The following is a 12,502-nucleotide window of genomic DNA, read 5'->3' as shown; positions in this document are numbered from 1 at the left end:
CCCCGGATGCGTGGGTTTCGGTGCGCTGGCAAGCAGCGGCAGCTTCCGGTGGAGGTACCGAAACCCCCGCCTGGTCCGCGCGGGGCTGAGCTTGTGCGGCTCCACGGCTTTTTCCCACGGTCGGCGCAGGTGTGTTTCGTCAACTTTAAGTCGGCCATTAAAGCGCTAAGAATCAGGCCACCCGGGCCCGGAATCCTGCCATGTAGGCATTTGGCCTATTTCATGAGCGCATTCTTGACCCGGTAGGACTCGCCGCGGAACTGCAACAGCCGCCCGTGGTGCACCAGCCGGTCGATGACGGCAGCGGCCATGTTGTCGTCCCCGAACACGCTGCCCCACCTATCTGAAAACTCCAGGTTCGTCGTGATGATCAGGCTGCGCTTCTCGTATCCGTCCGCGATCACCTGGAAGAGCAACCTGGCCCCCTCGGTGTCGATCGGAAGGTAGCCCAGCTCGTCGATCTATGCGGAACTCAAGATAAATCGATGTCGATGATCAACGGATCGGCCGCGGTGGCCCGGCGTGCGGGGTTCCGTTTGCCGGCCGCCTCCCAGATCTTGGAGCGCAGGGTTCGTTGCATGGTGGCGAACCCGTAGGCGAAGGCCTCGGGCTGGTCCTTGATGCGGGCCATGAAGCGGCTGATCGTCGCTTCCGAGGCAACCGGGCCGAACAATGCCGGGGCCTCGCGCAGCTGGTCGACGTCGCTGAGCTGCTCGCCTCCGGCGGCGAGCATCAACGCCAGGGACCCCAGGATCTTGCCGGGGCGGTGCACCGCCGTGGCCGGGACGAACTGGGAGAACCGGTCCTCGCAGAGCTTGCGGAAGCCCAGAGCGTTGAGGAAACCGGTGATCACCCCGAGCCCGGCGTGGGAGACCAGGCCCTGGCCGGTGAGGGATGCCGGGACGGCGGGAAAGACTGGGGTAGAGTTGTGCACTGAAAAGGTGACCCTTTGAACTGGTGGAACTGAGGCTTAGACACTTCTATTTTCCCAGTTCAGGTCACCTTTTCCTCGTTAACGACGGTTAATGACACCAGCCCTCATGGAACCCCCGGGCTAGGCAGTTGCGCCTTCATCGAGCAGAACCAGAACGTGGTCTTCCAGGGATTCACCGGTTCCGGAAAGTCGTACCTGGGCTGCGCCCTGGCCAAGCAAGCCTGCCGCAACCGGATCCGGACCCACTACGTGCGCATGCCGGACCTCGAGGAGGAATGGGTCCAGGCCCAGGACAAGCCGCTGGGCGCCGCGAAGTTCCTGAAAAAGTACGGGGCCTTCACGCTGCTGGTCGTAGATGAGTGGTTGCTGGACCGCCCCAGCGGCGACTTCCTGCGCATACTCCTGGAACTCGTGGAACGGCGCTACGGGTCGACGTCGACGGTGTTCTGCACCCAGTACCAGCAGAAGGACTGGCACCAGCGTCTCGGCTCCGGCGTCCACGCCGACGCGATCATGGACCGGATCATCCACAACACCATTTGGATCGAGACCGGTAGCTACAACATGAGAGAGAAGACCGGCGCCGTCCAGGCATAGCCAGGCCCGTTGGGGACCGGTGGCTCCCACCCGGGGAGGTACTGGCCCCCAACGGCAATATCACTGGCCCCCAACGGCAATAATGGGTGGTCCCCAAACTGCTAAATAGCGTCTCTTGGTAGTGATGTTCTGGCGACTTGGTAGTGTCCCCTCTGGGCAGGCGGTGTGTAATCTCGCAACATCGTGGACACTGAATCTCACCACTTCGTTGACAACCGATCTCATGACTTCGTGTGTCCTGTCTCTCTAATGGTTATTGGCAGGTCTGGGACCCGCTGGCAAGATAGGTGCCACCTACCGTGATGTGACCCATCCTGTCTCTGTCCCCGGGGTACTCCGAGTGACTTGGATCTGAACTGTCCGTCATGGTGGGTGGCACCGATCCGGCCTCTTGGCATGGCCTAATAGAAGGCTGTCCACACCCGATTGGGTGCGTGACTCATTAGAGAGTTGCCTGACAAGAACCCTTCCCGGACCGGTGCCGACAATAACGGTCAACATCCGGAAAAGGAGGCGAAACCGTCATGACTATCGTCGCAGAAATCTATGACTACGTCATCGGAATCGACACCCATGCACGAACGCACACCTATGCCATCATCAGCACCCGTACCGGTGCCCGAATAGGATGCCAAGCGTTCCCGGTGACAACTTCGGGAATGAATCGCGCGATAGCTTGGATCAGGCGCAATACTCAAGGCGAGATTCTCGCCGCGGTCGAAGGTACCCGCTCCTATGGAGCGACGCTCACTCAGATCCTGACCGCAGCATGCATCGTTGTCGTTGAAGTGAAACCACCAAAAAAGAAGGAACGCGCCGGCGTTGGGAAGACGGATGAAATTGATGCCACAGCAGCAGCTATCAGCGTTCTCTTTCACGACGTAACCAGGCTGATGACACCTCGCGCTGAGGGGGTGCGCGCCGCTCTGAGTGTGATGGTAGCCGCCCGGAAACGGATCGATACACACCGCACGCAAGACCTGAACGCCCTCAACGCGTTGGTGCGGCAAATCGAGGTGGGAATTGATGCCCGCCAGGCATTAGGCGACCAGCAGGTTCGACAGATCCGCAGTTGGCGTGAGCACTCGACCGACAGCGTTCAGCAACACTACGCTCGTGCCGAAGCTATTCGCTTGGCCGCTGCAATCCTCGCCGCTGGCAAAGAGCTGAAAGAAAACAAGAAGTCCATGGCCGAACTAGATGAGCAGCTCGCCCCAAAACTCCAGCAGCAATTCGGGCTAGGACCGGTGACCGTCGCTTGGATTCTCGTAGCTTATTCACACCATGGACGGATTCACTCCGAGGCTGCCTTCGCTGCTTTGGCTGGCGTAGCCCCACTCCAGGCGTCCTCAGGCAATACGACTCGCCACCGGTTGAATCGCCATGGCGACCGGCTACTGAATGGGGCATTTGACGTGATCGCCAGGACACGTATGAGGTTTGATAAGGACACCAAGGTCTATGTAGCGAAACGCACCGCCGAAGGAATGAGCTTCAAGGAGATCAAACGAGTCCTCAAACGCTATATAGCACGGAACATTTTCCGTCAGTTACAGATACTGATGGGTTGACAGAAACCATAGAAGGTTCAGCACTTTGTGGACACACGATCTCATCACATCGTGGACACCATGTCTCAATACTTCGTGGACAGTTTCGAAGCTCGCTTTCTGGCAGATTCAAGACATGAACAAGCCCTTGTCACCGCGCATACGCGCCATGATCATCAGCTACGACCCCACCCAACCAGACGCGCTAACGATCAGTGAATTCTGCAAGACCCAGAAAATATCCCGCAGCATCTTCTACCGGATCAGGTCCCGTGCCGCCACCGAATCCGCAGCCGCGCTCCACCCACGCTCCAGAGCACCCCACCATCCTGCACGACGCTACGGACCGGAGGTCATCAACGAACTGGTCCGCATCCGCAAACAACTCAAGAAAGATGGGTGGGACTACGGACCAAAAACAATCCACTACGAAGCAACCATCCAAGAGAACTTCCCCGGCGGAACGATCCCCGCCATCGCGACGATTGCCCGACTCTTATCTGGGGTTGGCCATGTTGACCGGAATCCACGCAAACGACCGAAATCCTCGTATCTACCCTTTGTCCGCTCAACGGCCATGGCCTTGTGGCAGTTGGACGCCTTCGAATACCGCATCGGTGACGGCAAGGTCCTCACCGTGTACCAACTGCTCGACGACGCGACCCGCTATGACGTCGGGTCTTGGGCTTATCAGCAACACGAGAACAGTCACGACGCCCATGATGTGCTCGCTCGGGCGATCGAGTGTCATGGGGCGCCTAAGGAACTCCTCAGCGATAATTCCAAGGCCTTCAACCAACTGCGAGGTGGCGGAATCGGGGCCGTGGAGGTCTTCCTGGCTTCCAAAGGGACGATGCCAATCAGTGGTATGCCAGGCCGTCCGACCACCCAGGGAAAGAATGAGCGGTCGCACCAAACTCTGCGACGATTCTTGGAAGCCCACAAACCGCAGGATCTCAGCGGTCTGCGTAGTCTCATCACCCGTTATCGCGAGCATTACAACCGGCGCCGACCACACCAGTCGTTGAACCAGTCCACCCCTGAAATTGCGTGGCAGACGTTGGAACATACTCCGGCCACCGAGCCGATACATTTGTCCGTGCTGGAAGCGAAAGCCGCTGAATACTTGCAGAAACGCAAGCTGAAACACGTCGCACTGGGCACGGCGAGCCTGACGGTATCCAAGACTGGCGAGTTGATGGATGATGGCCTGTTCCCAGAGCCTGCTACGGGCTTGGCAGCTAATCAGATCTTGGTTGAGGTCATGAGAGAGCAACGGAAAGTCTTCTACAAGGGAGAGCACATTTCTGTCCCCGCCTCGCTGGCAGGGCGCCAATATTGCCGTACGGTGACCGATGATGAATTCCTGCTTTCGGACCCTGACACCGGCGAAGTTGTCATGTCCTTCCCGCTGCCGCTGACGGCGATGTATCGGAGCGGCAAGTACATTGCCTCGTACTCGATTCGGGGAATACGGATACAGAATCCGACAGTGCACTGGGAACGGAAGGCCGAACGTTACCGAAAGGAATATGAGCTTCGGGAAACACAGATGCCTGAAGTCTTCACCTGAGAATGAGGCAAGCAGCAGAGCATCCCACAAGCCATCCGACGGACGGCGGATGGCTTGTGGTAGTTGTGCACAAAGTCATGAGATCGGATGTCAACGAAGTGACGAGATTCAGTGTCCACGATGTTGCTAGATTACACACCAAGTCGCCAGAACAGCACTACCCTCTGGCGCTATTCAGCACCCAAACCGTCGAATACTCAGACCACCAGTTTCACTTGAACTAACCACCGGGGGTCAGTCAGCGTATTCCCGAGGCATTGTTCGGGAAGCGCACCTGGAACGACCGGTCAGGTGGTGTTGGTTCGCGTTGCCGTCAGCGAGATGCCGATGCAGGGGAACCGTCCTTGGGCGTTGATGCAACCCATCGGTCAGTCGGATCACACGGAGGCGCTATTCGATGCTTACCAAGTCGTCGGACTGGCAGTACCACCAGCGCCTGTTTGGCAAGATGGCCAGTAAATGTCCGTGGCTATGGAGTGATCAAGGACTTTGAATAGTCTCTGGCTGATCACTTCTTTGGCAGTTGATCGAGAAACGACCCGGGTACTTCTGACAACCGTGGTTCGATGTCGCCAGCGACATCGAAGTTCGTATCCACGTTCGCAATCCGGTCTGCCCAGGATCCACCAAATCCATGACCTTGGAGATAAAGCTGAGCTCCTTGAATTGTCGTAGACACGATCAACATGTCTCCGAGGTTAGGTAGGGCGTATTGTCCAAAAGGTGGCCCCGTTAGATGATTTGCGCTCCCGTGTGTCAAGAAATCAAGCATGCCTTCTCGTTGGAGAACATAGGCGGCATTTAGTACCTGTTGTGAATTTCCCCAAGCCTCATCAGATCCAAAAACAGGCAGAAGATCAATGTACGTGATGATTATGTATTTTCTGCACCATTCAGCCATAACTCCCACTTCAACTCCGCGCATCTGTCGCCGCAAAATTGAGTAGATGACGAAGTGCAGTCTCAGCGCATCGGAGGAAAGCCTATCCACCAACGCCGACCACGAGACGCCACTATCATCGGTGCCGTCGATTGTCCGTGCGGAAGCTAAAACACCGCTCAAATATTCAGCGACGAATACATCTGAAGTGAACAGGGATGAATCTAGAACTGAAGCGGCCACACGTGGAGGGACGCTACCTGGAATCGAGCTATCAATCTTCTTCGACGCGAGCTGAAGGACGTTTTTTGCTTGGTGATTCTCTGACCATTGTTCTATTTTTCGGGCAAAGTGCTGTCCGAGCGCACGTGCTGACGGACCCAAAACGTCACCGAGCAGAGTGGAACTGAGTGTGGTTGCGGCTTTGGCTTCGGGTTCAGCGATTTTGGCGAGTGCTGTCACTGCAGACACGGCGCTTATTGGATCTGACAACTGAGGAATCTCTTTTCTGTGTGACGTATTTTAAAACAAAAAAACTATTCAAGTTCAAGAACGTCTTGTTCAGCTTGAGCCCTCAAGTCATCTTGTAAACCGCTCAGGAGCAGAATTTCCACGAGTTTATCAGTTCCAGACATTTCCAAAATGACATTGATTGCTTTTTGATGACCCTCACCGGCGGTGTAGATGATTTCGTCAATGGTCTCGGGCAGCGTCGGTGAACTAGCAAAATCGAGGGGACCATTTGCGATGGCTTCGCGTTGCAGTTGGAAGTTACTAATTGCGTAACGTCGCACGGAAGCAACGACGTTGATCTGGTCGTTGTCGTTGATGCCGGCCCCTTCGAAGAGCTTATTTATTTGCTCAATGAGTCCCTCCAGCGTACCCATGCCCTTCTCGCGCACCACACCGGAGCCGGCACCGGTCAATCCCTTGAGCCCTTTGCCTTCCCCATTGACGAGCTTGAGGTCCCGGGCTTCCTGCTTCTTCAGGGCGTAGTGGGTGAGCACCACGTCGGAAAGGTCGAGATTGTTGCCAATTGTTCCAGTATGAAGCGCCCTGGCCAGCAGCTTCAGGTAGATCGCGAGCTTTTCGATGCGGGTGTTCCCGTAGTCGATGATCTGTGAGAAGAAATCGTAGGACTTATTGAATGCCCCGGCAGTCTTCCTGAATTCATCGAGTTGCTCGAGTTCGAGGGTGTCCTGATTCAGGACGGCCTGTTTCTGGCGGTCGTTGAACACATCGATGGCAGGCTTCAGGCGCGATACCAGTCCGTTGTGGTTGCGCTGGGCGACCCACTTCTGGGCGGCCAGGTCCACGTCCCGGTCGTTGTAGATTCCCATGGAATCAAGCTTCATGATCATGTCGTGGATGATGTCGGGGTTGGAGGCCTCTTGGACCGACGCGTCTTCGTAATAGGTCTGGAATGCCTCGAGTATGGTGTTCGTGTCATTGACGAAGTCGAGGACGTAGGTACGATCCTTGCCGGGAATCACGCGGTTGAGCCGGGAGAGTGTTTGCACTGCGGCAATGCCGGAGAGCTTCTTGTCCACGTACATGCCCACGAGCAGTGGCTGGTCGAATCCGGTCTGGAATTTGTTGGCCACCAGCATGATCTGGAATTCGTCTGTGCCGAACGCCTTGGTCAGCGAACGCCCCTTGAGCCCGGGGTTCATCGTGTGCTCGGTGAAGGCATCCGGACCGGAATCAGGATCGGTCACTTCGCCGGAGAACGCCACGAGTGCCGCCAGCTCTGTTTGGTATCCCTTGAGCTGTAGGTATTTGTCGATGGCCAGCTTGTAGCGCACGGCCTCCTTGCGGGAGGACGTGACAACCATGGCCTTGGCCCGGCCGGCCAAGTGGTGGGCAACGTTCTCGCGGAAGTGCTCCACGATGATCGCAACCTTCTGGGCGATGTTGTGAGGGTGCAGCTTCACCCACTGCATCAGTTGCTTGGTGCCTTGGTCGCGATCGACTTCGAGTTCGGCTGCGTCTTGGTCGGCCTGGGCAATCTTGGCCGCCAAGGTGTATGTGGTGTAGTTCTGGAGCACGTCGAGGATGAAGCCCTCCTCGATGGCCTGCTTCATCGAGTAGAGATCGAAGACCTCCATGTTCCCGTTCTCATCGGGACGGCCGAATAGCTCGATGGTCTTGGCCTTCGGGGTGGCTGTGAATGCGAAGAAGGACAGGTTCATGGTGCCGCCGGCACGGGCTGCCATTTCGGCGGCCAGCACGTCCTCGGTGGTGATGTCTTCTCCCTCGGCCAAACCGATGGAGAGCAAAACCTTCTTGAGGGAGATGGCAGCGTCTCCGGACTGCGAGGAGTGGGCCTCGTCAGCGATGACTGCATAGTTGCGTCCTGCCAGCCCCTTGTTGTTGCGGATCTCCTCCATGGCATGCGGGAAGGTCTGCAGGGTTACCCCGATGATCTGGCGGCCCTTGAGCAAGGCATCAGCCAGCTGCTTGGCTTTGGAACCTTCGGATCCGCGGGTGATGGGGGCGAACACCCCGGCGACGGTCTCTAGCTGTTCGATGGCACGTTGCAGTTGCCCGTCCAGGATGTTGCGGTCGCTGATGACAATGACCCCGTCAAAGACCTTGGAACCTTCCTCGCGGTGCAGGGAAGCCAAGCGGTAGGCGGTCCAGGCGATCGAATCGGTCTTCCCGGATCCGGCAGAGTGCTGGATCAGGTAGTTGTGCCCCGGCCCCTCGGTCAGTGCGGTTGTGGCCAGCGCGTTGACTGCGTGCCACTGGTGGTAGCGCGGGAACCGGGTCGAGGCCTTGAAGGACTTCTTGCCGGTGATCGGGTGGGCGTCTTCCTCGAAGCGGTAGTGGATGAACTTGCCCAGGACGGTCAGCCAGGCTTCGGGGTCCAGCAGGTCTTCCCAGAAGTAGGCGGTCGGGGAGGCGCCTTCCCGGGGTGCGTTGCCGGCACCATTGTTGTTGCCGGCGTTGAACGGCAGGAAGCGGGTAGAAGGGCCTTCCAGTTTCGTGGTCATGTGCACTTCCTGGTTGGACACCACAAAGTGCACCAGGGCCCCGCGGCCGTGGCTCAACAGCGGTTCGCCCTTGGGGTTCCGGTCCTGCTTGTATTGCTTCAGCGCAGCCTCGGCGTCCTGGGTCAGGTCCGTCTTCAGCTCGACCGTTGCCACCGGGATCCCGTTGAGGAAGAACACTAAATCCAGGGACTTGTTATTGGCTGTGGAGTAGTGGACCTGGCGCATCACCCGCAACCGGTTAAGACCGTAGCGCCTCACCGTGGCCGGGTTGAGCCCATCGGCGGGTTTGGGCTGGAACATCCGCAGCGTTGCCGGGGTTACCCCAATGGACTTCTTGAGGGCGTTCAGCGTGCCGCCACCATTGAAGGGGTCAGCGCCCATCACCGAGACTAGGCGGTCCAGAACCCGAAGCTTCGCTTTGGCCAGCATCGTCGGGTTCAACCCGGGCTTCAGGACCTTGGCCAGCTCATCCGGTGCGGTGTCTCCTAGCCATCCGAACACGTCCTCCGGGAAGAGAGCCCGTTCCCGGTCGTAGCTCTCATCGGTTGGGGAATAGAGCCACCCATGTGCGGCCAAGTGTTCACAGATTTCGTTCTCGAACTCGATCTCGTTATGCAACGCCAACAGACTCGGCCTCCATTTCGATTGCCGCCGGGGCCGCGAAGCCGCGGACATCAATCTTCCCCGTCACCGCGGCACTGATCACCGCGGCCCGTCGTTCCTTCGACAGCTTGATGGCCTCTCTCGCATCCGCGATTACAGTATCAATCTCAGTAATTTCTTGGTTCAAATACTCGATTATTCGTTGCTGTTGATCTCTACGTGGAACGATGATCGGGATGGACTTAATATCTGGAATCGGCAAATTCTTGACGGTTGATCCGTTTGCTTCAACTTCGATGTATCTGCGGACATGAGGCATGTAGATGTTCCACACAAGGAAACGTGAATCAAGGAGTTCGGACGACGGTTTCAACAGCACCATACGTTGCCCAAGTGCGTACTGACCGAGGTTGTCTACCAATGCGGCTTCACCCGCCGGCGCCTCACGCGTAAAGAATACGTCCCCTACTTCTGGAGTGCCTTTTGCCGTCCTCTCCCTGAAAGTGAGCTCATCGATTGTTAGCCCTTTTTCCGGGAGGAGCCGACCGTTTCGAATGCAGCCGGTCCGAATACTAATGAACTTTCCTTCATCACTCTCTTCGGGGGTGGAGTGAAGGCAATCGATAACAGCACTCGTAACATGACTAAGCCGCTGGACAGTCCATCCTGCTGGCACATCGCCGAGCCACTCAAGCCCGCAGTTCTTCATCGGCGTCTCGGGATCGAGTCCCTTGGTGACTGCTCGCGTGATAGTTGCTGTACGACGTTCTCCCAGAAGCGCGATGAGCTCTTCCTGGTCCGCGATGAACACATCAATCTCCGCCGTCTCACGATCGAGATAGCTGGCGATAGCCCATTGATCTTGAATTGGGGGAAGAAAAATGGGTGTTGCTTTCAGAGTTTCGTGATTGAGCTTTGGCATGGCAACCCTCGCCGACTGGTCAACCGCGTAGTCGTGAAATTCATGTGACAAGAAATAGTAGGTCAAGAATGAGTTTGACAGCATATCGCCGTCAGCGTCCACACCATACATGTCAGCGCTACACAGGCAGTCGAAAGGAGCGATAGCCGCTTTCATAAGATTTGGACGAATCTTCGAATAGATAATCTGCCCTTTGTACACTTGGTATTTACCGCTCTCAGCGCCTTGCTGTGCAGCGGTTTCGGTGTACTTGATCTTGCCCGTCCACGACTCGATATGATTTGGAGCAACCATAATCATGTCGGAAAAGGGCTCTGATTTGGGATCAACCAACCCTGAGTTGATAGCTATGTGCCGACCGAGCTTGGTAGGTATCCATTCGGCTGGCACGAGACCAAACCATTCAACGCCGCTGTCCTTGTATTCTGAGTACGGTTTCAGGCTCATGCCTTGACCTGCTCGAGGCGGGCGCGGATGCGCCCGAGGACTGCATCGAGGTCGGCATCGATCTCTTCCAGCGGCCGCGGTGGGGTGTACTGATAAAAGTGGCGGGTGAACGGGATCTCGCAGCCCTCCTTGGTTTTATCTTCGTCGATCCAGGCATCGGGGACGAAGGGTTTCACTTCGCGTTCGAAGTAGGCATGAATGTCTTCGATCCAGGGGACATTCTCGGTATCCCGCAGGTCGGCATCGGCTTCAATCTTGCCCTTGGCTCCAGTGCAAGCATCGGCTGTGGCGTCGCGTTCGGACAAGCCTGTGATGAGGGCCGTGAACTGTGGCGTGCTCAGTTCGGCACAGTTGGCCTTGAGCTGTCTCTTGAGGGCCTTGTTAAATTCGTCGCGGTTCTTCCACACCATGCTTGCATCCTTGGATCCCAGAGCGGCGCGCAGATTAGACAAGGCCTCGGCGGTGAGCTTGTTGAAGGCTTTGGCAGCCAGGGCAGCCTCGATGCGGTCGGGTGTGGTGGCGAAGTTCAGCTTCAGCGGGCGTTCGATGGTGATGGTGCGGTAGAAGAAATCGGTCGTGTCGAAAATCTTCGACTGGTCGGTGGCCGCGAAATCGCCGTACAGCTTCACTATCGTCTGGATGTCTTCGGGGCCGAGTTCGTTGCGCTTGGATCCTAGGCCCTTACGCATCTTGCGGAACAACTTGGAACCATCCACCAGCTGCACCTTGCTGCGGCGCTCCGGAGACTTCTCCTTGGAGAGCACCCAGACGTAGGTGCTGATGCCGGTGTTGTAGAACATGTCGGTGGGCAGGGAGATGATCGCCTCGAGGTAGTCGCGTTCCATCACCCACTGGCGGATGTTTGACTCGCCGGACCCGGCGCCACCGGTGAAGAGCGGAGAACCGTTCAGGACGATGGCCGCCCGGCCGCCGGCGGAATCCTTGCCCGGTTCGCGCATCTTGGAGATCAGGTGCAGCAGGAAGAGCATGGAGCCATCCGAGACTCGGGGCAGGCCGGGGCCGAAGCGGCCAGCGAAGCCCTTCTCCGCGTGCTCTTCGCGGACGGATTTCTCCTGCTTCTTCCAGTCCACGCCGAAGGGCGGGTTGGATAGGCAATAGTTGAACGTGGTGCCGGCGTGCCCGTCGTAGAGCAAGGTGTCGTCGTTGACGATGGCGTCCACGGATTGTCCCTTGATGACCATGTCGGCCTTGCAGATCGCGTAGGACTGGGCATTGAGTTCCTGGCCGGCCAGGGTGAGCCGGGCCTTGGGGTTCATATCGGTCAGGTGGTCCTCGGCGACCGAAAGCATGCCTCCCGTGCCGGCGGTCGGGTCGTAGACTGAGCGGACGATGTCTCCGTCTCGCAGGGCAGCATCGTCGTTCTCGAAGAGCAGGTCGACCATGAGTTCGATGACTTCGCGCGGGGTGAAGTGCTCACCGGCGGTTTCGTTGGAGGCTTCGGCGAACTTGCGGATGAGCTCTTCGAAGATGTGGCCCATCTGGGCATTCGAGACATGCCCGGGGTGCAAGTCGACCTCCGCGAAGCGCTGCACTACCAGAAATAGCAGGTTGTTGTCTTCGAGTTCTTCGATGCGGTCTTCGATCTTGTACTTCACGAAGATGTCACGCACGTTCTCGGAGAAAGCATTGATGTAGGCCAGGAGGTTTTCGCGCAGATTCTCCGCATCCCCCACCAGTGTGGCCAGGTCGTAGCGGCTGGTGTTGTAGAACGAGTGCTGGTGTCCGGCCTTGGCCTTGAGGAGGGCAGGACGGATGGGGAGGTTCTTGGCCGTCGCGTCGGCCACCACTTCGAGGACTTGTGGTTTGGTGTCGGCAAGGACCGAATCCAGACGGCGCAAGACAGTGAAAGGAAGAATGAAGTCGCCATACTGGTGGGCTTTGAAATTACCCCGTAGCAAGTCGGCGATTCCCCAAATGAATGATGCGTGATTGCTCAAGTCGTACCCAGTCCCTCTTGAATGTTCCCCTCCGGATCACCC

General features: G+C 57.4%; 6 protein-coding genes and 3 pseudogenes. 3 read left to right on the top strand and 6 right to left on the bottom strand.

The window, feature by feature from the left end:
- Positions 1–215: 215 nt before the first annotated feature.
- Together JOF46_RS17735 and JOF46_RS17730 are read right to left on the bottom strand one after the other, a co-directional pair.
- Positions 216–461 (bottom strand): annotated as a pseudogene (locus JOF46_RS17735) (ATP-binding protein); the annotation flags it as partial.
- A 14-nt stretch (positions 462–475) separates the two neighbouring features.
- Positions 476–934: pseudogene (locus tag JOF46_RS17730) on the bottom strand (transposase); the annotation flags it as partial.
- 120 nt (positions 935–1,054) lie between these two features.
- On the opposite strand from JOF46_RS17730, the pseudogene JOF46_RS17725 reads away from it, so the two are divergent.
- From JOF46_RS17725 to JOF46_RS17715, 3 genes and pseudogenes are all read left to right on the top strand, one after another.
- Positions 1,055–1,531, top strand: a pseudogene (locus JOF46_RS17725) (ATP-binding protein); the annotation flags it as partial.
- Positions 1,532–2,055: 524 nt separating this feature from the next.
- Positions 2,056–3,102 (top strand): IS110 family RNA-guided transposase, encoded by a 1,047-nt coding sequence (locus JOF46_RS17720; RefSeq protein WP_209909550.1) that lies wholly within the window; start codon positions 2,056–2,058, stop codon positions 3,100–3,102.
- A 115-nt stretch (positions 3,103–3,217) separates the two neighbouring features.
- Positions 3,218–4,654 carry an integrase core domain-containing protein gene (locus JOF46_RS17715; protein ID WP_209909547.1) on the top strand — a complete coding sequence of 479 codons (1,437 nt, stop codon included), beginning with the start codon at positions 3,218–3,220 and terminating at the stop codon, positions 4,652–4,654.
- Between the two features lie 508 nt (positions 4,655–5,162).
- Here the strand turns inward: JOF46_RS17715 and JOF46_RS17710 are convergent.
- From JOF46_RS17710 to JOF46_RS17695, 4 genes are all read right to left on the bottom strand, one after another.
- Positions 5,163–5,996 (bottom strand): hypothetical protein, encoded by an 834-nt coding sequence (locus JOF46_RS17710; protein WP_209909544.1) that lies wholly within the window; start codon positions 5,994–5,996, stop codon positions 5,163–5,165.
- 74 nt (positions 5,997–6,070) lie between these two features.
- Positions 6,071–9,154, bottom strand: a complete 3,084-nt coding sequence (locus JOF46_RS17705; protein ID WP_209909541.1) for a type I restriction endonuclease subunit R — start codon at positions 9,152–9,154, stop codon at positions 6,071–6,073.
- Positions 9,141–10,502, bottom strand: a complete 1,362-nt coding sequence (locus tag JOF46_RS17700) for a restriction endonuclease subunit S (RefSeq protein ID WP_209909538.1) — start codon at positions 10,500–10,502, stop codon at positions 9,141–9,143. The genes JOF46_RS17705 and JOF46_RS17700 overlap by 14 nt, the downstream gene beginning before the upstream one ends.
- Positions 10,499–12,460: a type I restriction-modification system subunit M gene (locus JOF46_RS17695; RefSeq protein WP_209909535.1), complete on the bottom strand. Its 1,962-nt coding sequence runs from the start codon at positions 12,458–12,460 to the stop codon at positions 10,499–10,501. The genes JOF46_RS17700 and JOF46_RS17695 overlap by 4 nt, the downstream gene beginning before the upstream one ends.
- Positions 12,461–12,502 lie beyond the last annotated feature (42 nt).

This window comes from Paeniglutamicibacter psychrophenolicus, from assembly GCF_017876575.1.
GTDB classification, from domain to species: Bacteria; Actinomycetota; Actinomycetes; order Actinomycetales; family Micrococcaceae; genus Paeniglutamicibacter; species Paeniglutamicibacter psychrophenolicus.
Note: the sequence above shows the minus strand (reverse complement) of the source record. Positions and strands in the feature narration are given on the sequence as shown.